At 48.8% G+C, this 25,187-nt stretch carries 23 protein-coding genes; 19 read left to right on the top strand and 4 right to left on the bottom strand.

Annotated elements, in window-relative coordinates; genetic code table 11:
• Position 1: 1 nt before the first annotated feature.
• The gene (locus tag KTH90_RS01730; RefSeq protein WP_158352750.1) at positions 2-1,372 is read right to left on the bottom strand and encodes an ABC transporter substrate-binding protein; all 1,371 of its coding nucleotides are present in this window, start codon (positions 1,370-1,372) and stop codon (positions 2-4) included.
• 66 nt (positions 1,373-1,438) lie between these two features.
• Entirely contained in the window at positions 1,439-2,563 is a 1,125-nt protein-coding gene (locus tag KTH90_RS01735; protein WP_158352749.1) for an iron-containing alcohol dehydrogenase family protein, read from the bottom strand.
• A 380-nt stretch (positions 2,564-2,943) separates the two neighbouring features.
• Between KTH90_RS01735 and KTH90_RS01740 the strand changes: the two genes are divergently transcribed.
• The 9 genes from KTH90_RS01740 to KTH90_RS01780 all read left to right on the top strand — a co-directional run bounded on the left by KTH90_RS01740 (position 2,944) and on the right by KTH90_RS01780 (position 12,390).
• Entirely contained in the window at positions 2,944-3,786 is an 843-nt protein-coding gene (locus KTH90_RS01740; RefSeq protein WP_158352748.1) for an IclR family transcriptional regulator, read from the top strand.
• 444 nt (positions 3,787-4,230) lie between these two features.
• Positions 4,231-4,953 carry a GntR family transcriptional regulator gene (locus tag KTH90_RS01745; protein ID WP_158352747.1) on the top strand — a complete coding sequence of 241 codons (723 nt, stop codon included), beginning with the start codon at positions 4,231-4,233 and terminating at the stop codon, positions 4,951-4,953.
• Between the two features lie 31 nt (positions 4,954-4,984).
• Entirely contained in the window at positions 4,985-6,034 is a 1,050-nt protein-coding gene (locus KTH90_RS01750) for a sugar ABC transporter substrate-binding protein (RefSeq protein WP_238726163.1), read from the top strand.
• A gap of 192 nt (positions 6,035-6,226) precedes the next feature.
• Positions 6,227-7,705: a sugar ABC transporter ATP-binding protein gene (locus tag KTH90_RS01755; protein WP_158352745.1), complete on the top strand. Its 1,479-nt coding sequence runs from the start codon at positions 6,227-6,229 to the stop codon at positions 7,703-7,705.
• A 36-nt stretch (positions 7,706-7,741) separates the two neighbouring features.
• Positions 7,742-8,701: an ABC transporter permease gene (locus KTH90_RS01760; protein ID WP_158352744.1), complete on the top strand. Its 960-nt coding sequence runs from the start codon at positions 7,742-7,744 to the stop codon at positions 8,699-8,701.
• Positions 8,702-8,722: 21 nt separating this feature from the next.
• Positions 8,723-9,430, top strand: a complete 708-nt coding sequence (locus KTH90_RS01765) for an N-acetylmannosamine-6-phosphate 2-epimerase (protein WP_158352743.1) — start codon at positions 8,723-8,725, stop codon at positions 9,428-9,430.
• A 26-nt stretch (positions 9,431-9,456) separates the two neighbouring features.
• Positions 9,457-10,374: an ROK family protein gene (locus tag KTH90_RS01770; protein WP_238726164.1), complete on the top strand. Its 918-nt coding sequence runs from the start codon at positions 9,457-9,459 to the stop codon at positions 10,372-10,374.
• Between the two features lie 70 nt (positions 10,375-10,444).
• Positions 10,445-11,506, top strand: a complete 1,062-nt coding sequence (locus KTH90_RS01775) for an SIS domain-containing protein (protein WP_158352741.1) — start codon at positions 10,445-10,447, stop codon at positions 11,504-11,506.
• Between the two features lie 2 nt (positions 11,507-11,508).
• Positions 11,509-12,390, top strand: coding sequence for a class II fructose-bisphosphate aldolase (locus KTH90_RS01780; protein WP_158352740.1), 882 nt, complete (start codon positions 11,509-11,511; stop codon positions 12,388-12,390).
• A gap of 78 nt (positions 12,391-12,468) precedes the next feature.
• Here the strand turns inward: KTH90_RS01780 and KTH90_RS01785 are convergent, their stop codons facing one another.
• The gene (locus KTH90_RS01785) at positions 12,469-13,689 is read right to left on the bottom strand and encodes an argininosuccinate synthase (protein ID WP_158352739.1); all 1,221 of its coding nucleotides are present in this window, start codon (positions 13,687-13,689) and stop codon (positions 12,469-12,471) included.
• A 339-nt stretch (positions 13,690-14,028) separates the two neighbouring features.
• Between KTH90_RS01785 and argC the strand changes: the two genes are divergently transcribed.
• The 5 genes from argC (at position 14,029) to KTH90_RS01810 (ending at position 18,987) form a co-directional block, all read left to right on the top strand.
• Complete coding sequence (argC, locus tag KTH90_RS01790; RefSeq protein WP_158352738.1) at positions 14,029-15,069, top strand: N-acetyl-gamma-glutamyl-phosphate reductase; 1,041 nt, start codon at positions 14,029-14,031, stop codon at positions 15,067-15,069.
• Positions 15,070-15,140: 71 nt separating this feature from the next.
• On the top strand, positions 15,141-15,584 hold the full coding sequence (locus tag KTH90_RS01795) for a GNAT family N-acetyltransferase (protein ID WP_158352737.1): 444 nt from the start codon (positions 15,141-15,143) through the stop codon (positions 15,582-15,584).
• Positions 15,585-15,651: 67 nt separating this feature from the next.
• Positions 15,652-16,875: a bifunctional glutamate N-acetyltransferase/amino-acid acetyltransferase ArgJ gene (argJ, locus tag KTH90_RS01800; RefSeq protein ID WP_158352736.1), complete on the top strand. Its 1,224-nt coding sequence runs from the start codon at positions 15,652-15,654 to the stop codon at positions 16,873-16,875.
• Between the two features lie 35 nt (positions 16,876-16,910).
• A complete protein-coding gene (argB, locus tag KTH90_RS01805; RefSeq protein ID WP_158352735.1) occupies positions 16,911-17,813 on the top strand; it encodes an acetylglutamate kinase in 903 nt (300 codons plus the stop codon).
• Positions 17,800-18,987 carry an aspartate aminotransferase family protein gene (locus KTH90_RS01810; RefSeq protein WP_158352734.1) on the top strand — a complete coding sequence of 396 codons (1,188 nt, stop codon included), beginning with the start codon at positions 17,800-17,802 and terminating at the stop codon, positions 18,985-18,987. Before argB ends, KTH90_RS01810 begins: the two co-directional genes overlap by 14 nt.
• A 73-nt stretch (positions 18,988-19,060) precedes the next feature.
• Here KTH90_RS01810 and KTH90_RS01815 read toward each other — a convergent pair whose 3' ends face one another.
• A complete protein-coding gene (locus KTH90_RS01815) occupies positions 19,061-20,116 on the bottom strand; it encodes a helix-turn-helix domain-containing protein (protein WP_238726165.1) in 1,056 nt (351 codons plus the stop codon).
• A 247-nt stretch (positions 20,117-20,363) separates the two neighbouring features.
• Between KTH90_RS01815 and KTH90_RS01820 the strand changes: the two genes are divergently transcribed.
• The 5 genes from KTH90_RS01820 (at position 20,364) to KTH90_RS01840 (ending at position 25,148) form a co-directional block, all read left to right on the top strand.
• On the top strand, positions 20,364-21,032 hold the full coding sequence (locus KTH90_RS01820; protein ID WP_158352732.1) for a nuclear transport factor 2 family protein: 669 nt from the start codon (positions 20,364-20,366) through the stop codon (positions 21,030-21,032).
• A gap of 10 nt (positions 21,033-21,042) precedes the next feature.
• Positions 21,043-21,753 (top strand): hypothetical protein, encoded by a 711-nt coding sequence (locus KTH90_RS01825; protein WP_238726166.1) that lies wholly within the window; start codon positions 21,043-21,045, stop codon positions 21,751-21,753.
• Positions 21,750-22,661 carry an ABC transporter permease gene (locus KTH90_RS01830; RefSeq protein WP_158352731.1) on the top strand — a complete coding sequence of 304 codons (912 nt, stop codon included), beginning with the start codon at positions 21,750-21,752 and terminating at the stop codon, positions 22,659-22,661. The genes KTH90_RS01825 and KTH90_RS01830 overlap by 4 nt, the downstream gene beginning before the upstream one ends.
• 11 nt (positions 22,662-22,672) lie before the next feature.
• A complete protein-coding gene (locus KTH90_RS01835; RefSeq protein ID WP_158352730.1) occupies positions 22,673-23,551 on the top strand; it encodes a carbohydrate ABC transporter permease in 879 nt (292 codons plus the stop codon).
• A gap of 64 nt (positions 23,552-23,615) precedes the next feature.
• Positions 23,616-25,148, top strand: coding sequence for an ABC transporter substrate-binding protein (locus KTH90_RS01840; RefSeq protein ID WP_158352729.1), 1,533 nt, complete (start codon positions 23,616-23,618; stop codon positions 25,146-25,148).
• The last annotated feature ends 39 nt before the right edge of the window (positions 25,149-25,187 follow it).

Consider the following 25,187-nt stretch of genomic DNA (forward strand, 5'->3'; position numbering starts at 1 on the left):
GTTATTGGATACCATACCGGGAGTTGATATCGTCAACAGCGGTAACTGCTTCCTCTATAGCGGTTTCAGAGTCTATGCTTCCCATGAGCATTTCCTGCCAGATCGGTTCCAGCTCCGTATAGAAAGCGGAAGGAGCAGGATGATATTTTCCGATTCTCTGGATCAGGGTGAAATCAGATACCGCCGACTTGAAAACGTTCCAGAAATCATAATGGAATGCCGGCTGTTCCAGTTCATAGGAGGTGTAAGGCATCCCTCCGTAGATACTATGATGCTGATAGCTTACTTCCGGTGAACACAGGTAGGTAATCAGGCGTCCGGCCGCTTCAGCCGTGTCTTCCTGCGCGATGGCCCAGCCGTCCAGCCCGCACCAGTTATATTTTCCGGCCGGCCCGGTGGGGGCGTCGGCGACTCCCAGGTCACTTTCATCCAGATTTTCACCAAAGGCCGCCTGGAATTCCGGAACCGCCCAGGTGCTGTCTCCTAATTCGATAGCGATCTGTCCGTCCTTTAACAGCTGCCGTACATCGCCGCGGCCGTAGTCTGTCACATTGGGATCGGCGTATTGCATTAAGTCATTGAGGTAATTTAGAGCTTCCAGCCCTTTCTCATTGTCAAAGGTAACTCGGTTGTTTTCATCTAACAGAGGTTCTCCGGTAGCCTGCGTGATAAACTCAGCCACCATTTCATGACAGCTTTCCAGCCCAGCCTTTCCCGGAAGTCCGATCGGATTCACACCGGTCTTCTCTTTGATCTGTTTGGCTGCGGCCAGCAGTTCCTCCCAGGTCTTCGGCGGAGCATCCGGATCCAGGCCCGCCTGCTCGAAGATATCTTTCCGGTAATACATGACAAAACCGTACATATCTACCGGAATATGATATAGCGTTCCGTCTATCTTACAGGTATCTAGGATATTCTGCGGGATTTCTTCCAATATAGCGGGGTCTATGTAATCTTCGATCGGCAGGATCTTTCCCTGTGCGTACATATCGCATAATGCTTTGTCCCACCAGAAAATGACATCCGGCTGTGTACCGGCCTGGAATACAGTGGGATATTTGGAGATCCAGCCGCCCCAGCTTTCGTATTGGATCGTCACTTCGATATCCGGATTTTCTTTCATGAATTCTTCTACGACCGGTTCCAGGAACGCACGAACTTTCTTTTCATCACCGGGTCTTAGGATGGTCAGCTTGGTTTTTTCACCTGTGGAGGAAGCTTCTTCCGGCAAGACAGTTTCGGCTGCAGATGAACCGTCGGCGGGTTTTGCATCGGTATCGTCACCGGGCGCCTGCGTGGCGGCGCTGTCACCGCAGGCAGTGAGTGATAAAAGCATCAGGAATGACAGGAACAGACACAACATTTTTTTCATACTATTACCCCTTTCATCGATTACGCCTTGTTTTACAAGGCAGACAGGTAAACCGTTCGTGTGAATTCATAAATGACCCTGATATAAGGCATGGATGAATGTCTCTGTGAGCTGCATATTTTTTACCAATACGACTTCATCTACAGGCACCGGCATCTTGCGCATCAGCGGATCCTGATTTGCTTTTTTTGCCACGGTCCGCATAGTAATTTCATCCTGCGGCAATCCCATCCCTTTTAAAGAGGCAGTAACCCCCAAACGGTGAAAATAATCAGAAAGCTCTTTGATTTCAGCTTTTGCTTTTCCCTCCATGAATAGTTGGACAATGATTCCGTAGGCGACCTTGACCCCGTGGAGCAGCTGGTGGCTGCCGGGTATCAAAGACAGGCCGCCCTGGATCGGATGGGCCGCAGCGCCTCTGGTGGAAGCCTGACCCAGACTCTGGATCATGGCTGTTAGGAAGATATTCACATCGATGACATCGGTTAATTCCGCTCCGGCTGCATGATTGCAAACCTGATCGGCCGCCGCCTCCCCCTTAGCCAGCAGCAGGTCGTTCAATAGCCGGGAGAGGGTGTAAGCTGATCGGGTATAGACGTCGGGAGATGTAAGCCCTTGATAGGCTGCCCGCCCTTCATACCATTTGGAGAGAGCGTCTATGATCCCGGAAGTCAGATATTGCAGCGGCGCATTGGCGATAATGGATGGGTCCACGATAACCAACTCCGGATTCCTGGGATAATAGTGATCTCTTAAAAATTCTCCGTCCGCCGTGTATATGACGGATACGGCAGAGGCCGCGGCACATGTGGCGGCAATGGTAGGGATACAGACGACGGGTACGGACAAGTCAAAAGCGGCGGCTTTTCCCGTATCCAGGGATTTTCCTCCGCCGGCGCAGATGAGAATATCGGCTCCGAACGCCCGGGCTTTTTTGGTCAGAGACCGGATATTCTCATCACAACATTCCCCGGTGAAGAGCTGGTGTTCCCAGACTATCCCATAATCGGATAAGGATTCGGTTAAATCGTGTTCGATAACAGAATAAGCGGTTTTCCCAGCGGAAATAAAAGCTCTTTTTCCCCATTCGGCAATGAACAGACCCGATTCTTTCAACGCCCCGATACGGTTGAAATATTGGACGGGTGCCGTCTGGACATAATCCGTTTGGGGATGAATTACCTGGCGCATGATATTACTCCTTTCCTGATTAATGTTTCATACAATGAAATAACTGTTTCATAATTTAATCATACATTCATAATCCTAAAATTTCAATTCGCAAACACAACAAAGATCTATAATAATATTTGTGAAAAAATACAAAAAACCGGCTGCAGACGGCATTGACTTTCCAATATCGGTTACGTTATACTTAAAAAAGCCTGTGTATAGAAATAAATACATACATTATTGAGCGGCGAATGCCGCGAACCAACCCGAAAGGTATGATTTATGGGATACTGTAAAGCATAGATCTGTGATCAAAGCCTGAAACAGTACGAAGGATATCTGGCGTGATTGGCATCTGATATACCAAAGAAAAATTGAAAATATGGCAGGGGAAGAAAATGAGTCAAATAAGTAACAATAAGACGGATCAATCCGAACAAAAAACGGGAGACAGCAGACTGCTGGTGCGGGCTGTCTCTGTTATTGAGGCGGTTTCATCTTCCACTGCGCCGCTTGGCGTACATGATATAAGCCGGCTGACGGATATTCATCCGACTACAGTTTTAAGAATCAGCCGGACTTTATGTAACTATGGCTGGCTGATCAAAGACGAGGATGGAAAATATCGAATCGGTATGAGTTTGTATTCCATAGGGTGCAGGTATAGTCAGGCGGATGATCTCAAAGAAGTGGCTTACGGCGCGATGGAAAAGCTATCGAAACAGGTAAAGCAGCCGGTGAATCTAATGATTCGTCAGAATACGCAGAGTATTTTGCTACAGCAGATCCATCAGCAAAATATCTATAACACACTGGGTTCGGTCGGCAGCAGTCTGCCTCTGTATCTCACGGCTTGCGGTAAAGTTATGATGAGTGAGCTACCGGATATTATTTTGAAGGATATGCTGCAATCCTTTAGTTATGAACCTTACACCCCTAATTCCATAATTAGCCCTGACCGGTTGTTAGAGCAGATCAAAGAAGTGCGTAAAAACGGCTATGCCATAGACGACCAGGAAGCCATGTGGGGAGCTTTTTGTGTAGCGGCGCCGATCCGGGATGAGAGCGGACAGATTATCGCAGGTTTGTCGATTACCAGCGTAGTATCTTATATCCGGTTTAAGGACGAATATATACAGGCCGTAAAAGATTATGCTGGCTTGATCACGGATAAATTGAAACAATTATATAAAGAACGGGGATATCTTATTTCTAAGGTCGATAAATCTCGGTATGAATAAAAATTAGTATTAGCGGATCGAACTAAAGTCGGGAAAAACCTAATTCACCGGGCCTGGGACAGTCTTGCCATTCGGCTAGACATGTACCGGGCCTTGCGAATCATGTCTCTCCCGACTTTTGTTCGATCCGTTCTTAGTTCTGGACTAAATGATAAGGGATTCCGTGATATAGGTAAGAGATTTACATAGTATGTTGACATGACAACAAGTCAAGTTTATAATGGATATATATTTTAAAAATTAAAGAAGGAGGATAAGGAAAGAGTTGATAGATAAGGGAAATTGAGGCGTTTCGAGGCTTTTGCATGATTTTGTTGAAGATATAACTTGATATATTAACATATCAAAAAAGTGCTTGACAAATGAAATATAAGAGGTTATTATATCGATATATCAAGTATGTCAATATAATAACCTCTGCAAAAATGATATGAGGTGAAAGAAATGATTGACAGAACGAATCCAATCCCAATGTACCTGCAGGTTAAGAGTGAATTGGAAAAGATGATTAAATCCGGGGAATTAAAACCCGGAGATAGGATTTATTCGGAAAGCGAACTGTGTGAAAAGTATAATGTCAGCCGGATTACGGCTAAGAAATCTCTGGATGAACTGGTACAGGATGGCTGTGTTTACCGTATCCAGGGACGGGGCAGCTTTGTACAGGGGCCGAAAATCGACCACAAGCTTTCGAATTTTTATTCCTTTACAGAGGAGGTGAAAGCCAGAGGGATGATCGCGCAGTCGATCATTCTGAATACAGAGGTTGTAGTTCCAAACCAGGAAGTAGTGGAAAATTTAAATTTGGAATCAGATGAAAAAGTTTACTTTATACGGCGTTTACGGATGGCAAATGATGCGATTATTGCTTTGGACCATTCCTACATTCCATGTTCCATGTGTGAACATCTGACGAAAGAGGATCTCACACACCATTCTCTGTATGAAATGCTGAATATGCAGGGAGTGGTACCGGATAAAGCGGTGGAATCTTTTCTGGCTGTAGGATTAAATGAGGAGGAAGCTAATCTTCTGGGGGAAAAAGTTGGCACGGCCTCATTGAAAGTATGTCGCAGGACTTATAGTAAGAACCGCTTGATTGAATATAATTACCGGTTCTATAAGGGGAATCAGTATTGCTATACCGTAGAGCTGAATGTGAAATAAAATAGCCGGAATAGCAAAGGAGAGAGTATTTATGAAGAAGAGAGTTACGATATTCGCAGGGCTTTTGATGACCGCAGCACTGGTATGCACAGCCTGCTCCGCGAAAGCGGAGGACGCTTCCACTCAGACAAAAGATACGCCGAAGAAAACAGCGCAGGAGGAAACGCCGGCTGCGGCAGAGACGCCGGCAGACAAGAATGATACTTCGAATGGGGAATTTAAAACAGAAGGCCTGAAGATTGCCTATACCTGCCAGGATCTGACGAATACATATTTTGTAGAGGTATCCAGAGGGGTACAGGCCCGGTGTGATGAGTTGGGGATCGAAGTCAACATCGTAGATGGAAAAGCGGATGTGGCGAACCAGATAACCGCGTTCGAAAACTTTATTTCCCAGAAGCTGGATGGTATTATCATCAGCCCCATCGACGAGACTGCCCTGGTGCCCTCCGTAAAGGCAGCTCAGGATGCCGGGATTCCTGTAATATCCGGTAACCAGCTGGTAGAGGGAAGCGATGCATTTATCACAGTACCGGAGTATGAATATGGTTTTGCGATCGGTGAGGAAGCCGGCAAGTGGATCAAAGAAAAACTGGACGGAAAAGCGAAGGTGGCAATCTTTGATTATCCGGAACTGGAATCTGTCATCGAACGAGGAAACGGAATCCAGGCTGGGATCTTAAGCCAGGCTCCCGATGCGGATATCGTGGCGAGACAGAGCGCGAACAACGCGGAAAAAGGCATGGCAAACATGGAAAATATCCTGCAGGCAAATCCCGATGTGGAAGTACTGGCCTGCGTAAACGATGCGGGAGCGTTAGGAGCTTACGAGGCTGTAATGGCTGCCCATAAGGACAGTGACCGTTTCTTTATCGGCGGACTGGACGCCACGGATGAAGCTCTGAATAAGATCAAAGAAGGCGGCATCTACCGTGCGACGGTAGACATTCAGCCCTTTGAATCCGGCAAATTATTCGTGGATATCTTGATCAAGGTGATGCAGGAAGGGCCCATCGAAGAAACGATTAACATTCCGATGAAGGTGGTTAACGCTTCCAACATCAGCGATTATAAAGAATAAAGAACGGATTGCCGTTAACAGTAAAAAATTTAATTCCCCACTGTTCTTAAAATAGTGGGGAATTCTTATACAAAAGGTTCACCTATACCTGAACTTACGCGCAGTAAATGCGCCACTGGAGGAACGGATGAACAAAAAGTGTTCCTCCATACCTGAATTTAAGGCGCAGTAAATGCGCCACTGGAGGAAATTATGGCAGAAAAATTATTGGAGCTTAGGCATGTATCCAAAAAATTCTCCGGAGTAACCGCATTAGAGGATGTTTCCATCGATATCGAACCGGGAGAGGTACTGACCCTGGTGGGAGAAAATGGTGCGGGAAAGTCAACCCTAATTAAAGTAATCACAGGTGCGCATCATCCCACGGAAGGCGAGCTATGGTTCGAGGGAAAGAAAATAGAGAACAACAGTCCTGCGAAAGCCAAAGAACTGGGAATCGGCGTCATATACCAGGAACTGAATATGATGCCAACGCTGACAGTGGCGGAAAATATCTTCTATGGAAAAGAACTGAAAAAAGGGATCGTGCTCCGGCGCAGGGAAATGCTGGAAAAGAGCAATGAAATTATACAGGAACTGGGAGCGAATATCGATGCATCCAAAAGGGTCTCTGAATTGTCCATCGCGGAACAGCAGATCGTGGAGATTGTAAAGGCAGTGTCGGAAGAGATCAAGCTGCTGATCATGGATGAGCCTACCGCTCCGCTGACCAACAGTGAAATTGAGAAAATGTTTGATATCGTGGAAAGACTGCGTAAGCGAAATGTGGCTATTCTCTATATTTCTCACCGGTTGGAGGAAGTGTTCCGGATCTCTGAACGGACTGTGGTGCTGCGGGACGGTAAGCATGTGATTACGGTTCCAACCCGGGACATAGACCGGCAGATGCTGATTAAGTATATGGTGGGACGGGAGCTGGGACAGGAATATCCGGCCCGCACCACGGAAATTGGAGAAGTGATACTGAAAGCAGATCACTTGATCAACGATCATCTCAAAGACTGCAGCCTGGAACTGAAAAAAGGGGAAATATTGGGGCTGGCTGGTCTGGTTGGCGCGGGGCGCACGGAGATGGCGCGGGCGATCTTTGGGGCGGACCCCCTAAAATCCGGTGAACTGACCCTTCATGGCAAAAAAGTCAAGATCAAGAGTCCGGAGGATGCAATCTCACATGGCATCGGGCTCATCACGGAAGACCGTAAGAATCAGGGCCTTCTGCTAAATCAGGGAATCGACTATAACGTATCCTATGCCAACTTAAAAAGTGTATGCAGATTCGGGGTTATCAATAAAAAGAAAGAAACCCAGGTCACGAAGAAATATGTGGAGGCAATGGACATAAAAATACATTCGTTGGGGCAGATGGCAAAAACACTTTCCGGTGGAAACCAACAGAAAGTTGTATTGGGAAAATGGCTGGCAACCAATTCAGAAATCCTGATCTTTGACGAACCTACCAGAGGTATCGATGTCGGTGCAAAATCTGAGATCTATCAGCTGATGCGCAGGCTAATCGAGGAAGGGAAATCCATTATCATGATTTCCTCGGAAATGCCGGAACTGATTGGAATGAGTGACCGGATTCTGGTTATGCACGACGGACGCATCACGGGTGAGATCAACGATTCGGAAGTGACGCAGGAAAAGATTCTGGAATTTGCCACTCGATGAGCAAAAGATATGATACTGGAAAGGGGTATACTGCAAATGAATAAAAAAGGAAATGGCGGCGTGTCTAAAATATTGTCGCAATTTGCTATATTAATCGCCTTAATAATTTTACTGATCTTTTTTTCTGTTACCACGGACGGATTTTTGAGTACCACCAATATTTTCAATATTATGCGGCAGGTGGCCGTCAACGGAATCGCTGCCGTTGGGATGACCATGGTTATCATCACCGGGGGAATCGATATCAGCGTCGGTTCTATGATGGGTGTGGCCTCCGTGTGCTGCGCCACACTGATGGTGCGGGGGATGCATCCGGTTCTGGCCGTCCTGCTGGTATTAATTCTGGGTCTGGCGGTCGGCACCGCCCATGGCTGCTTTGTCTATGATATCGGGCTTCCGCCAATGATCGCGACGCTGGCTACCATGAGTATTTTAAGGGGTGTGACTTATATTATATCCGGGGGACTGCCGGTCTATGGATTTCCGGAAGGATTTAACGTGATCGGCCAGGGTTATATCGGGCCGGTACCGGTGCCGGTGATCATCATGGTGATCTGTTTTGTCATCGGATGGTTCATTCTGGAACGGACTTCTTTCGGCCGATATGTATACGGCGTGGGAAGCAACAAAGAGGCGTCCCGGTTAAGCGGAGTAAATGTGCGCAAGGTAATTTACGGGGTCTATGGACTGTGCGGCATGCTGGCCGCTATGTCCGGTGTGGTGCTCTTAAGCCGTGTCAACAGCGGGCAGCCAAAAGCCGGAGAGAGTTATGAGATGGATATTATTACAGCTGTTGTCCTGGGAGGAGTCAGTACCAACGGCGGAGAAGGAAGGATTGGAAATGTTATCATCGGTCTGCTGCTGATGGGTGTTTTGTTAAACGGGATGGTCATGATGAATATTCCGGATTATTACCAGAGGGTCGTGAAGGGCTTTGTCCTTCTGCTGGCCATCAGTTACGATAAACTTAGTCAGAAAAGGGCAAATAAAAAATAGTATATAGAGAGGAACAATCATATGAAGGCAGAAGAATTGAAAAAAGGATTGATCGTTTCCTGTCAGGCTACGTCAGAAGAGCCCATGCGGGAAAGTTCCATTATCGGAAGATTTGCATTGGCCGCGGAAATGGGTGGAGCTGTAGGTGTCAGGATCAATGGTATATCAGACATCCTGGCGACCAAGCAGATCGTAAAAATTCCGGTTATCGGACTGGTGAAGCATACATATCCAGGGTACTGGAGCTATATCACACCGACGCTTCGGGATGTGGAATCCGTCTATGTCACAGGCGCTGAAATTATAGCGGTGGATGCCTGCAAATTACCTAAGCCTGAGGGAAAGGACGTACGTCAGCTCTTAAGAGAGATCAAAAAGGAATTCCCGGATGTACTGCTTCTGGCGGATGTATCCACACTGGAAGAAGGATTGGCTGCCATCGAAGAGGGCAGTGATATGATATCCACCACACTGGCCGGCTATACGGAATATACAAGGAATTACGAGGACCCCAGAATTATCGAGCTGCAGGACCCCGATGTGAAACTGGTGCGGGAACTGGCACAGAGGGTAAAGGTACCGGTGATTGCCGAGGGGCGCTACTGGGATGATACTCTGGCCATACAGGCATTTGAGGCAGGCGCCCATAACGTGGTCATCGGCGCGGGTATCACCAGGCCCCAGATTATAACGAAAAAAATCGTGGATAACATCCAGGCTTATCTGTAGTGCGCGGCATGTTAGGAGAGGAATTTATGATAGCGGCGGCAATTGACACAGGCGGAACGAAAATCAACGGAGCGGCCGTTGACGAGGAAGGGAATATCCTGAAAAAGATCAGGATTGAAAATACCGGAAGGACCGGAGCGTTTATCATGGACGCGTACCGGAAAATTCTGCGGGAGCTGACAGAAGCGTTTCCTATAAAAGCAGTCGGTATCGGAGCCGGTGGGCGCATCGATGAGAGAGCGGGAAAGGTGCTCTACGCAGTCGGAATCTACCAGGATTATATCGGCCTGCCCATGAAACAACTGTTAGAGGAAGAGTTTCAGCTGCCTACAGCGGTTACCAACGACTGCCGGGCCGGACTGATTGGGGAAAAGTGGAAGGGAAGCGCAGCAGGATATGAGAATGTAACCGGAATAATTCTGGGCACAGGAGTCGGCGGCGGAGTGATTGACCACCACCGGATCCTGGAGGGCGCCTTCAGCGGGTTCGGGGAAATCGGACATATGATCCTGCATCCTGGCGGTCGTTTGTGTACCTGTGGCCAGCGGGGATGCGCCGAGCAATATATATCAGGAACAGCTCTGTGGCAGATATATAACGAAAGATCGGGGAGCGCTAGCCTGAGCTCAGGATATGAATTCTTTGGCCGTGTTCAGCATAATGACGGCATCGCGCTGGAGGTCTTAAAGGAATTCCAACTGGATCTGGCCAGCTGTGCGGTGAGCTGTGCGAATCTGCTGGATCCGGAAGTGATTTTGATCGGCGGAGGGCTTGCGGATACGGCGGATTACTGGTGGGACGGATTCACAGCGTACTGCCGGGAAATTGGGAACCAGCACACGCAGAATCAGAAACTGATTTTGGCAGCCAGAGGGAACGACGCGGCTCTTCTGGGTGCGGCGCGCATTGCTTTTGATTTGTACAAAACAAGGCACTATCAATGAAATACCCTTCGGGTATACCTGTACGCTTTTTAATACAAAGCAACATTATGGAAAGGAGATTATCGGGATCATGTATCGTACACAGCAGGAAATAAAGGATCAATTCCAGGCATTGGATAAAACATTAAACTATATAAAAGAAAAAGAGGCTTACTTCACCCCGTTTTACCAGAATGCAAAGAAAGTAATTGTATTTGGGTGCGGTTCCAGCTATATGCTGGCTAAGTCGGTGGCTTCCCAGCTGGAGCAGATAGCGGGGATTCCGGCTGCGGCTATAGCGGCGGGAGATTATCTGGTGAATGAGGCTTCCTATAAGAAAATGGTACAGGGAAGCAGTCTGATCAGTATCTCCAGATCAGGCAGTACATCGGAAATTATTCGGGCTGTGCGGCTGGCAAAAGATAACGGAGCAGCAGCCTGCCTGTCCGTTTGTGCCAGGGAAAACGCGGAGATTGCCGCTTCCAGTGCGTATAATCTGGAGCTGCCATGGTGCTATGATACCTCCGTTTGCCAGACCCGGACTGTGACGAACCTATATGCTGCTCTGCTGATGAGTGTGGCTGTCTTCTGCAATGACCAGGAACTGATCGGGTGTCTGATGCAGGTACCGGGCGCGGCGGAGGCTTATCAGACCAGATTCGATAACGTGTTTGAAGAGATTGCCGGCTGGAACTGGAAACGGGGCATTGTGCTGGCGGATGCGGGGATGGCAGGGATCGCCGAAGAAGGAGCACTGGCCTTTAAAGAAATCTGCCAATGCGACTCTAACTATTATCACTTGCTGGATTCCAGACACGGTCCCATGGTTATGATTGGACCGGAAACGCTGGTGCTTGCCCTGGTGACGGGTCAGGCGCCCGGACTGCAGTATGACCTGCTGCGGGATGTCAGGAAAAAGGGCGCTCCCTGTGTATATTTTGACACCAATATCCGGGAGCCGGAGATGTTTACAGATGAAGAAAATATGATTCGGATCCAGCTGCCCTGTGAGAAAAGACCGGAAGCTGCCGTACTATTCATGATGTATGGAATCCAGCGCATCACTTGTGAGCGGGCCGTGAACAGCGGGATAAATCCCGATGAACCATATGGCCTGGATGCCTGGATCGAGTTAAAAGAAGGGGAAGCTTAACTATGCCGTTGACCACATTGCCGGAACTAAGGAAAGAGGCCGCATCCGTTCACGGCGCCATAGCAGCCTTTCAAACCGACTTTGTGGAGATGATGCAGGCAGTCTGCCGGGAAGCCCAGGCCGCACGGACGCCTGTAATCGTTCAGACCACGCCAAAATGCTGGGACTATAACAGGCCGGCTCTATTTGCTGCTGCGTTGAAGGAGTTGACGGCCCGGAACGATATACCGGTCTGCCTGCATCTGGAGCAGGCCAAAAGCCTGGAACAGATAGAGAGGGCAATCGAATACGGGTATACTTCTGTTATGTTTGAGGATATAGAAGAAATGGGCCTGTTCGATAAAGATCCGTCTAATGTGGGAACTATAGGTGTTAAACCGCTATCAGAGACCCGGCTGGAAGATGCGGCAGGTCTTTGCGCCGGCGCCGGGATCAGTATGGGGGTCCGCCTGCATCCGATGCTCTTTGGAAATAGAAACAGATATGCCAGGGAACGATCTGAAAGACTGGAGTATTTCCGGTCATTGAAGATAGAAATACTGGGGATTGACTTGATGGAATGTTATTTCATCCACAGAAGCGGTGGAGAAGCTGTGCTTGACGGGAATATAGTGGACGCAATACAGAGCTGCTTAAGGCAAGAGTTTTCCCTGATTCTGCAAAATGGGAGCAGGCTGTCGGACCAGGAGGTTCAGGCTGTGGTAGCTGAAGGATTTTACGCGGTGAATTTTGCGGATGAAGCGGGGAGGGTATATTGCGATGGGATGAAAGAAGCGATCAGGATAAGTCCTAGTGAGACGGATCCTTTGATTTATACTTCAGAAGCTATGAATTATGTGAGACAGCTGGTGAACGAGAGGATTTCACTATGTAAATCTATTTAACACAAAAACACAGGAAAAAGCGGTATCGCACCGAAATGCAATACCGCTGATGAAACAAGTTCTGCAATATTTTCCGGACTATTTATTCTGAGCCTCCGCCATTTTCATAGCGCGTACTTTCAACGGCAGGCCGAACAGGTTAATGAATCCTTCCGCATCGTGATGGTCGTAAAGCTCACCGGTGGTGAAGCTGGCCAGTGTTTCACTGTACAGGGAATAGGGGGAAGTTGTACCGGCTTTGATAATATTACCCTTATACAGTTTGAATTTCACTTCTCCGGTTACATATTCCTGCGTAGAGTCCACGAAAGCCTGAACAGCCTCACGCAGAGGAGTGAACCATTTCCCTTCATATACGATATCGGCGAATTTATTGCCCATTTCTTTCTTCACAGTATAGGTGGCGCGGTCCAGGATCAGCTCTTCTAACTGCTGATGTGCTTCCATCAGGATCGTTCCGCCGGGAGTCTCGTAGACACCGCGGGATTTCATACCGACCACACGGTTTTCCACAATATCGATAATGCCGATGCCGTGCTTTCCGCCCAGAGCATTTAACTCGCGGATGATATCGGAGACTTTCATTTCTTTTCCATTTACACTTGTGGGAACACCTTTTTCAAAGGTCATGCTGACATATTCCGGTTCGTCCGGTGCTTCCTCGGGGGTGACACCCAATACCAGCAGATGGTTGTAATTCGGTTCCTGGGCGGGATCTTCCAGTTCCAGACCCTCGTGGCTGATGTGCCATAAGTTCCGGTCACGGCTGTAGCTGGAATCTGTGGAAAACGGAAGATCGATGCCATGTTCTTTGCAGTAGTCGATTTCATCCTGACGGGACTGCATCTTCCAGGTCTCATTACAGCGCCAGGGGGCGATGATCTTGATATCCGGGGCCAGAGCTTTGATGCCCAGCTCAAAACGGACCTGGTCATTCCCCTTTCCGGTAGCGCCATGGCAGATGGCCACGGCGTTTTCTTTCCGGGCGATCTCTACCAGTTTTTGAGCGATCAGCGGGCGGGCCATGGAGGTTCCCAACAGATATTTATTTTCATAGATGGCGTTTGCCTTTACACAGGGCATGATGTAGTCATCGCAGAATTCGTCAACCACATCTAATATGTATAATTTCTCAGCACCGGATAATTTCGCCCGTTCTTCCAGGCCGTCCAGTTCGCTTTCCTGCCCGACATCGATACAGCAGCAGATGACTTCATAGTCATAGTTTTCCTTTAACCAGGGAATAATGGCGGTGGTGTCCAGGCCGCCGGAATAGGCTAATACGACTTTTTCTTTCATAATCTAAGTTCCTCCTGTGAATGAATCTTTCTATTTTTTATCTTTTCTTGAACTTCCTTTGAGCTAAAACTATGATACAACATTCTTTTTGATTATGCAAGTGAAAAAATATGCAAAAAATAGATTTTTTATACATTATACTTGCATATTATTCACAAAAGTTGTATAATTATGCAAATATAAGGGGCGAAATTCGGAAAATCCCTTTACTTCCGGTACAAACTGATATAATATAGGAAAAGAATAAAGACATCGTGGGAAATAGAGTAAAGAAAATACCCTTCGGGTATACCTGTATGTCTTGAAAATCAGACAATAATAAGGAAAAGGAGAAGTGGGATGATAAGAGTGGGAATCATCGGAGCGACCGGTTATGCGGGACAAGAGATCGTCCGGCTGTTGATGGGACATAAAGAAGCGAAGATCCAGTGGTATGGATCCAGGAGTTACATAGATAAAAGATACTACGAGGTATTCCAGAACATGTTCCAGATCGTGCACGGCACCTGTCTGGATGATAATATGGAAGAACTGGCGAATCAGGTGGATGTCATTTTCACCGCCACACCGCAGGGGCTATGCGCTTCCCTGGTAAATGAAGGGATACTCTCAAAGACCAGGGTAGTGGATCTGAGCGCGGATTTCCGCATCAAAGATGTGAAAACCTACGAGCAGTGGTATGGAATCCAGCACAAGACACCGCAGTTTATACCGGAAGCTGTCTACGGTCTGTGTGAGATTAACCGGGAGGAGATCAAGAAGGCCAGGCTGGTGGCGAATCCGGGCTGTTATCCTACGTGCAGTACCCTGTCGGTGTATCCCTTATTAAAAGAAGGGCTGATCGAGCCGGACACGATTATCATCGATGCCAAGTCGGGTACGTCCGGAGCAGGCAGAGGCGCGAAATTAGATAACCTGTACTGTGAAGTGAATGAAAATATCAAAGCCTACGGCGTTGCGACGCACCGTCATACACCGGAGATCGAGGAGCAGCTGGGATATGCGGCCGGTTGTGAGATCCGGATTAACTTTACCCCGCATCTGGTGCCCATGAACAGGGGGATTCTGGTGACGGCTTACGCTGCTCTTAAAAGACAGGTTTCCTATGAGGAAGTCAAAGCGGCATATGATAAATACTATGCCAAAGAAACCTTTGTCCGGGTGCTGGATCAGGATGTCTGCCCCCAGACAAAATGGGTGGAGGGCAGCAATTATGTGGATGTCAATTTTAAGATCGATCCCCGCACCAACCGGATTATCATGATGGGTGCCATGGATAATCTGGTAAAAGGGGCCGCAGGCCAGGCAGTACAGAATATGAATCTCATGTTCGGTTTCCCGGAAAATGAAGGACTGATGCAGGTTCCTATGTTCCCGTAGAGACCGGGGGTACAGACAGTTCCAGAATACAGATTGAATAGGGCGCAGCAGGTGTGCCGCAGGAGGCTAATATGGTACGGGCAATGACGATAGAAGATTATGATGAAGTGCTCCAGCTTTGGCATAGGATACAGGGACTGGGAATACGCAGTATCGATGATTCCCGGGAAGGAGTTGCCCGGTTCCTGAACCGGAATCCGGGTTTAAGTGTGGTAGCGCAGGAGGATGGAAAGATAGTAGGAAGTATCCTGTGCGGACACGATGGACGCCGCGGGTGTTTCTACCATGTCTGTGTGGAAGAGGGCTACCGGCACCGGGGGATTGGCACGAAGATGGCTGACACGGCCATGGAAGCACTGAAAAAAGAAAAGATCAACAAAGTCACGCTGATCGCGTTCCGCAGAAATGAAATCGGCAATCTGTTCTGGAATAAAGAGGGCTTCGCGTACCGGACGGATCTGAATTATTATGATATGTCCCTGAATGAAGAAAATGTCACCACATTCGTGGAATAAGAAGAGGCAAGGCTTCTGGCGGATATGACAGATAAGCTACAGAGATAAATAGGAGGAGATGTGTGTTATGAAAATAATCGATGGCGGAGTTACGGCTCCCAAAGGTTTTAAAGCAGCCAGCACAGCAGCGGCCATCAAATACCAGAACCGGAAAGATATGGCCATGATCTACAGTGAAAACCCATGTAAAGCAGCCGGAACCTTTACGACAAATGTGGTCAAGGCGGCTCCCGTAAAGTGGGATGCACAGATTGTCAAAAACTCCCCCTATGCGCAGGCGGTAGTCGTAAACGCGGGAATTGCCAATGCGTGTACCGGTGAAGAGGGAATGCGGTATTGTAAAGAGACGTCCGTGAAAGCGGGAGAACTGCTGGGGATACCGGCAGATGCTGTGTTGGTGGCGTCCACAGGAGTGATCGGAATGCAGCTTCCGATGGAACGTATCACGGCCGGAGTGACCGGTATGGTCCCGTTGCTGGCCCAGGACAGAGAAGCGGCTAAGCTGGCGGCGGAGGCCATTATGACAACGGACACTATTTCCAAGGAGGCGGCTGCCACCGTGGAAATCGGCGGAAAAACGGTTACGGTCGCAGGCATGTGTAAGGGATCGGGTATGATCCATCCCAATATGTGCACGATGTTAAGCTTTGTCACCACGGATGCGGTGATCACAAAGGAACTGCTCCAGGAAGCGCTGAGTACGGATATCCAGGATACCTATAATATGATATCGGTGGACGGTGACACCTCCACCAACGACACAGTTCTGCTACTGGCGAACGGTATGGCGGAAAATCCGGAGATAACAGAAAAAAATGCGGACTATGAGGCATTTCTGGAAGCCCTTCACTATGTAAATGAGACATTGGCCAAGTACATGGCAGGAGACGGGGAAGGGGCCACCGCCCTGTTCGAGGTCAAGGTAACAGGCGCCGCTTCGAAAGCGGACGCGGTTAGATTGAGCAAATCCATTGTGACATCCAGCCTGACGAAAGCCGCGATCTACGGCCATGACGCCAACTGGGGACGTATCCTGTGCGCGATGGGATATTCCGGTGTGCAGTTCGATCCGGAGAACGTTGATCTCTTTTTCGAAAGCGCGGCGGGTAAGATCCAGATCGTAAAGGACGGCACCGCTTTAGACTACAGCGAAGAGGAAGCCACAAGGATTCTGTCCGAACCGGCTGTGACCGCTGCCGCGGATGTGAAAATGGGCGAAGCCTCCGCAACCGCCTGGGGCTGTGATCTGACTTATGACTACGTAAAAATAAATGCGGATTACCGTTCATAAAAAGAATAGACTGCATTCATAAAGGAGTAAGTACCATGAGAGAAAATATGCATAAATATCTGGAAAAGGCGGAGGTTCTGATCGAGGCGCTGCCCTATATCCAGCGTTTTAACCGGAAGATCATCGTTGTAAAGTACGGCGGCAGCGCCATGGTGGACGGTGAGCTGAAAAACAATGTAATCCAGGATGTGACGCTGTTAAAACTGGTTGGTTTCAAACCGATCATTGTACACGGAGGCGGAAAAGAGATCAGCCGCTGGGTCGGCAAAGTCGGTATGGAGCCGAAATTTATCAACGGCCTGCGGGTAACCGACGGGGAAACCATGGAAATTGCCGAGATGGTATTAAATAAAGTCAACAAAGAGCTGGTGACCCTTGTGGAGCGCCTGGGTGTGAAGGCAGTCGGCGTCAGCGGCAAGGACGGCGGCCTGCTGAAGGTAGACAAAAAATATTCAGACGGCCAGGACATTGGTTTTGTGGGAGAGATCAAAGAAGTAGATCCACAGATCCTCTATGACATGCTGGAAAAAGATTTCCTTCCGATCGTATGCCCGGTGGGGATGGACGATGAATTCCACACCTACAATATCAACGCCGATGACGCGGCCTGTGCCATCGCCAAGACCATGAATGCTGAAAAGCTGGCATTCCTGACCGATATTGAGGGGGTCTACAAAGATTATGAGGATAAAGATTCCCTGATCTCGGAGCTGACGGTCAGCGAGGCAGAACAGTTAATTATTGATGGGAACATCGGAGGCGGTATGCTTCCGAAGCTGGGAAATTGTATCGACGCTATTAGAAGCGGAGTGTCACGGGTTCATATCATGGACGGCCGGATTCCCCACTGCCTGTTATTGGAGATCTTTACCAACAAAGGGATTGGAACCGCTATCATAGGCGAAGCAGAAAGCAGGTATTATCATGAAAAACAGTGAGATAATCAGCCAGGCCGAACAGTATATCCTGCATACTTATAACCGTTACCAGATCGTTCTGGATAAGGGGGAGGGCGTGTATCTGTACGATGTGGAAGGAAAGAAATATCTGGATTTCGCTGCCGGTATTGCCGTGTTCGCCCTTGGTTATCAGGACAAAGAGTATAATGACGCGCTGAAAGGACAGATCGACAAACTGATCCACACGTCCAATCTGTATTATAATCTTCCCGCAGCCAAAGCAGCCGAAAAGGTGGTAAAGGCAGCCGGAATGGATAAGGCATTTTTCACGAACAGCGGAACGGAAGCGATCGAAGGCGCTATCAAAGTGGCGCGAAAATACGCGTACCTCAAAGACGGCAGCACGGATCATGAGATTATCGCCATGAACCATTCCTTCCACGGCCGTAGTATGGGAGCCCTGTCCGTCACAGGAAATCCGCATTATCAGGAAGCGTTCAAGCCTTTAATCGGGGGAATCCGTTTTGCGGAATTCAACAATCTGGAAAGTGTGAAGGCAGAGCTTACGGAAAAAACCTGCGCGATCCTGCTGGAACCGGTTCAGGGAGAAGGAGGGATCTACCCCGCTGCCCAGGAGTTCCTGGATGGGGTGAAGGCCATCTGCGAGGAGCGGGATATCCTGCTGATCTTTGACGAGATACAGTGCGGTATGGGAAGAACCGGCGAGATGTTCGCCTGGCAGCATTACGGCGTTCAGCCGGATGTGATGACCTGTGCTAAGGCGCTGGGGTGCGGTATCGCTGTAGGAGCCTTTGTGTTAAATGAGAAAGTGGCGGGGGCATCCCTGGTACCCGGGGATCACGGCACGACATACGGCGGAAATCCGCTGGCCTGTGAAGCGGTCAGCACGGTATTTACTATCTTCGAAAAACGTCATATCGTGGAGCATGTCCGGGAGATATCTACCTATCTGGAAGAAAAATTGGATCTGCTTGTGGATAAATATGATTTTATCAGGGCGAGACGTGGAAAAGGCCTGATGCAGGGACTGGTGGTCGAAGGACGTCCTGTGGGAGATATCGTGAAACGTGCGCTTTATAATGGCCTGATCGTGATCACGGCGGCCTCCGACGTGCTGCGGCTGGTGCCTCCGCTGGTGATCGGGAAAGAACATGTGGATGAGATGCTGGAGAAATTGGAAAAGAGTTTCTGATTTTGCGAATAAACGGAATATACCGGGAAACGGCGATTTATCATGCCGATCCCCGGTGTGCCGGTGCCGGACATTAATCGTCCCTCTTCAGGCTTTTCCGAAACCCAGCCGGGCTTAAGCCCACCCGTTCTTTGAAACTGTTATAGAAGAACCCTTTGTTGTTATAGCCTACCTCCAGCATGATCTCATCGACGGTTGAGCGGGTAGTCTCGAGCAGATGCTTGGCGTGCAGGATCCGCACCTCAATCAGATAATCCGAGTAGGTCATCCCGGTAAAATCCTTGATCAGCCGGTTAAAATAATTTCTTTGATAGTGAAAGTGATCGATGAGATCCTGAATCTGCATATTCTGATAGTTCTGAAAGATATAATTCTTTACTTCGTCAAACAGATATTTCCGAAAGAAATCTTTTTCCTCCCGCGTATAAGAATACTCATATTCAGAGGCGATATTGTCCATCAGCCTGACCAAATATCCTTTGCAGATATATTCAAAACCCCGCTTCTTGTCCTTGATCTCGAAGAGGATATCGGAGATCAGGTTGCTGATGATCAAGCTTTCTTCCGGCTTCTTTGGGAAAAAGTACAGCATGTTCTGCTTACCTTTCTCTTTGATAAAGCTTCGGTGTAAAAAGCCCTGCAGGGTATCCTCGTTCTCATAGGTCAGAAAAATTTCATTGATGACGGATACGGAAACGGAAATATTGATGATTGTTCCCTCGGACAGCTTGATATCCTCGCAATAGTAGGTGTTGTCATCGATGAGCAGAACCCCGCCTTCCTCCACTGTAACCTGGGCATCCCGGATGTGGTACACGATTTTTCCGCACAGCACATAGCTGATCTGGAAGAAGTCATTGTACCGGTAGTTGATGCTTTTGTTGGTCAACTCGATGGTGGTGGGGCTTCCGTCTGAGTAGATAATATTTTTCATATGGCCGTTTTTCTGGAGATTATTGACGGAAGCGATGATGGGACGGGTGATCTGGTGATGTTCCTCCTGGGTTCCGGGTTCGAACACGGTCTTATAGCCCAGATCCTCCGGGAGCTGGATCAGCTCCTCATAGGCCATATACAGGTTTCGGTTGGCAGCAGCTCTGGTGCTGTCGATCTGTGATGATAGCTTCATATCTTCCTCCCCGGCCGTTTTCTGCGGCTTGTTCCGTATGCATCCTACATTTCTATTTAATAGAATCATAATTTATTTTTAAAAAAGAGTCAATAAACGGATTCAGAACAGAGTGCAATAGGTAACTTTTTTATGCAGGGTACGTGTCACTTTATGGAATAGCAAAATGGAAGAATATTCGATATGATACAGATAAGCAAACAGGATAGAACAATCTATAAAATAAGGCAGAGCAGAGGATAAAGATATGGAGAACGTATTCGTACAGGAGCAGGCAAAAAGGGTCGCGGATAAAATCCTTCGGCTGGAGGCCTACACAGAGATACAAAACAATATGGGATGCTGCGTGCTGTCCTATAATTACCGGAAGCCGGAGGAGGTACTCTCATTTTTCAGCAGCAGGGAGGACGCCTCTCTTGAAATCGCCGACGAGGGGGTCTTTCGGGGACAGAATATCCGGGAGGGAATTACTTACCTGATGCCCTCGAGGTGTGAGCCGGGAGAATTGATGGATATCCAGCTGGCCTCACCGATTATCGAGGTAGCGAAGGACCTTGCGACAGCCCGTACCCAGTGGGTGTGTCCTGGAATCGGGGCGCTGCCCCGGGAGGGGGAAGATCCCCAGGCCATCTGGAACTGGGGAATCATCGGCGCCGATTTTATCTACGAGGATGGCAGGTGGAAGATCTGGCATTTTCACTGGTTCCGGCTGATGAAGTGTGATTATCACAAAGGATGGGTACAGGATGTAAGCCTGGAGAACCGGCCAAACCTTCCGGTCCATCCGCTGGCGGAGGAGTCCACCTACCACAATCCCTATACTCCATATTCGATCAGAGAATGCATCCCCATGTATCCCAGACCCTATCAGACATGGGATGGGGAGGACTGGATGCTGAAGAAAAAGAAAGAGTGATAGAGACGGTATGAATAATAGGAAAACATTCGAACAGTTATTGCATGAGTTAAGAGAACTGCCGCCGGATCAGCTGGCGGATTGGGAAAAAAGGCTGGACCTGCAGCTGTCTGTCTGGGAGATCCGAAACCTGCGGGGAATCTTTTACCGTTATCATGACGACCAGCATATTGGGCAGAGGAGAAGAGAGCTGTATGCGGATGAACACCCTGGGGTGGATATGGAGGCTATACGCAGGGCGAGAATTCAGCCCGTAGTTGACAGCCTGGAGGGCAACACCCTGATCCACCCGCTGCTGACACCGGTCATTCAAGTGAACCGGGAAAATGACAAAGCCCGGGCGGTCTTCACCTCTTTCGGCTATGAAGGCCTTTCCATACACCGGGAACCACCCATGGCGATCTGGAGTATGGGCTACATACCAGGAGGCCACTTAAGGCAGCACGGCGAGTGGAGGATCCTATATGGGGAGTGGCAGAGAACAGTTAAGGCAGACCGGGAAAAGGGCTGGGTACATGACATGCAGCGATCCAACTGCCGTCCGCCGCTTACGCAGGAGGAAGACCGGAAATATTTGGGGCAGTTTGCATATCGAAAAGAGGAATCCAGAAAACCGGTCCCGGCCTATCCGGATGAAAACACCTGGGATGATTATCCGGATGAGATGGATACGGCATGGATCCACAGAAATCTGGAGGATAGAAGGGATGATGGAGTATGAAAAAGAGAAAAATGGCATGGCGTTACCGGTATCTGTATCTGCTGATGCTGCCGGGACTCATCTATCTGCTGATTAATAATTATCTGCCGATGGCAGGCCTGGTGATCGCCTTTAAGAAGGTGAATTTCAGAACCGGTATCTGGTCCAGCCCCTGGTGCGGATTAGAGAATTTTAAATATCTGTTTGCCACCAAAGATGCCTGGATTATAACCCGGAACACGATCCTGTATAATCTTGTATTTATTATCCTGGGTCTGGTAGTTTCGGTGGCACTGGCTATCTTCCTGTCAGAGATGAGAAGCAGGAAAATGCGTTCCGTGCACCAGGGCTGTCTGCTGATTCCCTATATCATATCCTATGTGGTGGTCAGCTACCTGGTATATGCATTTCTGGGCAGCAATGGGCTCGTCAACAAAGGGCTCCTGCAGGAAATGGGTAAGAATTCCGTCAACTGGTATCTGGAAAGCAAATACTGGCCGTTTATCCTGGTATTTGTCAATACCTGGAAGAACGCAGGGTATGCAAGCGTCATCTATCTGGCTACCATCCTGGGATTTGATGATTCCGTCTATGAGGCGGCCCAACTGGATGGGGTATCACCCTGGCAGAAGATCCGCTATATCACCATTCCGCTGTTAAAACCCACGATTATCACCTTGACCATGCTCAATGTGGGAAGAATCTTCTACTCGGATTTTGGCCTGTTCTATCAGGTACCGCAGAATTCAGGAGCAATTCTGAATGTGACCAATGTTCTGGATACTTATGTATACCGTGGTCTTCTGGAGCTGGGGGATGTGAGTATGTCATCGGCGGCAGGGCTCTATCAGGCGGTGGTCGGGTTCTTCGTAATCATGGCGGCCAATGCCCTGGTCCGTAAGATCAGTCCGGATGACGCTATTATATAGGAGATGTGAAGATGAAAAGACAAGTCGGCATTTATAGTGTACTAAAACATGCGGTTTTATGGATCTGTTCCCTGAGCTGCCTGATCCCCTTTCTCCTGTTGATTATCTCTTCCTTTACGGACGACAGCACGATCGCGCTGAGAGGATACTCGTTCTTCCCCAAGGCATGGAGCCTGGATGCGTACCGGTATCTGCTGGGGCAGGGCGGCAAGATCCTGCATGCATATGGCATATCCCTGTTTGTCACAGTGTTTGGCACCCTGGCGGGACTGGCAATGACGCTCATGCTGGCTTACCCGCTGTCCAGGCCGGATCTTCCGGGCAGAAGAGTATTTTCGTTCTATGTACTGTTTACCCTGCTGTTCAATGGGGGACTGGTTCCCAGTTATATCATGTGGACTACCATCTTCCATATAAAGAACACCATATGGGCATTGGTGATTCCCAATTTGATGGTAAAGGCATTTTTTGTGATTATGGCCCGCTCTTATTTTAAATCCAACATTCCGCTGGAGATCATAGAATCGGCCAGGATCGACGGAGCAAGTGAAATCGGGATATTCACCAGAATCGTCCTGCCGCTTGCGAAACCCATTGTCAGCACATTGTTATTGTTCATCGGGCTTTCCTACTGGAATGACTGGAACAACGGGCTGATCTATCTGACGGACTCAAGCCTCTACAGTATTCAGAATGTGTTAAATGAAATGATCAAGAGTATTACCTCGTTGTCCACCATGGGCGGATCCGTGTCCAGTATGACCACGCTGCCCAGCAATACGGTACGGATGGCCATAGCGGTGGTGGGCACACTTCCGGTTCTGATCGCGTATCCCTTCCTGCAGAAAGGATTCGTAAAGGGAATCGTAATGGGCGGTGTAAAAGGTTGATATAGAAACCTTGCATATAGAAACTTTACATACCAGAAAGCAATGATTTTTAAGGAGGAAAAACATGAAAAGAAAATTAATGGCCTTACTGATGGCGGCAGCAATGACTATGACAGCGCTCACAGGCTGTGCAGGCAGCCAGGCAGCAGAAACTAAGAACAAAAGTGCGGGGGATTTTGCAAATGAGGAGACCGCAGGAGAGACCCAGACGAAAGAGGGCGAGATGCCAAATCTGGTCGTCACCTATGCCTATCTGGAAGTACCTGCCGATATCGATGCGGTGTCGGAGAAACTCAATGAAATCACGAAAGAAAAACTGGGCTGTACCGTAACCTTTATCCCTTATACCTACGGCAATATTCAGGATCAGATGGCACTGACCCTGGCCTCGCCCAGTGAGCAGGTCGACTGTATGTTCGGCATGTTCCGCCAAGGCATCGCCGGAGCCGTCGGGAAAGGCCAGCTAAAAGCACTGGACAGCCTGCTGGATGAGTATGGGCAGGATATCAAGGCCACACTGGGAGACTACCTGGAAGGGACTACCGTGAACGGGGAAGTATACGGTGTGACCACGGTGCGGGATCTGGCTGGCCAATCCGCTTACTATTTTGACAAAGCCATCATCGATGAACTTAAGATTGACCTGTCCACAGTACATAAATACGAGGATCTGACCCCTGTATTTGCAAAAATAAAAGAAGCTTATCCCAATCTATACCTGGCCTGCAACGCCGGAGTGAAACCGGAAGGGTATTATATGAGTGATGACGGGATTCAGGATCCGCTGACGGATAAGCTGGGTGTGCTGATGGACAGCAGTAAGCTGACAGTCTCCAATCTCTTCGAGTCTTCCGAGTATAAGGATTTCTGTAAAATGATGAAAGAATGGAATGATGCGGGCTATGTGTATCCGGATATTATCACCGACGAGGCAAACGGGGGCCAGGCACTGATGAAGAGCGGCGTGGTGGCCAGTTACCAGAATGTATATAAGCCCGGAGCCCTGACGGAAAATGAATTGCTCGCCGGAAGAGAACTGGAAGTGGCGGTTCTGGGAGAGCCTATCTCCTATACCTCCAAAGTACAGAACTGGAGCTGGGTCATCCCGGAGAATTCGGTATACCCTGAAATGGCCATGCAGTTCCTGAATCTGCTGTACACGGATGCGGATCTGGTCAACCTGCTCAACTATGGAGTGGAAGGAAAGAACTGGGTACTGGATGCGGACGGCTTCGCCACGGATGGCCCTGATACGCAGGGGTATTCGGATAAAACCGCATGGAAATCCGGCAACGCTATGCTCTCCGCAGTCTGGAAGGGGGATGAAGCGACCCTTTATACGGACCTCATGGATTGGAATAAGAGCGCAAACAAATCAGCAGCGCTGGGATTCGCCTTTGATTCCGCCAATGTTACTTCGGAATATACCGCTCTAACCTCAGTTACCGCTCAGTACCGTATGATGATCGAGTGGGGATTCGCATCCGATGTGGACGCATCCATCGCTGAGATGAACGAGGCATTATATGCAGCGGGGCTGAAGGAATATATGCAAGAGAAACAAAACCAGCTGGATGCCTGGGCGGCTGCAAAATAAAAGACCCCGGATCGGATAGAGCAAAGCGTAATCTGGGAA

The sequence above is a fragment of the Diplocloster modestus genome (assembly GCF_019042245.1).
Classification (GTDB): Bacteria; Bacillota; Clostridia; order Lachnospirales; family Lachnospiraceae; genus Diplocloster; species Diplocloster modestus.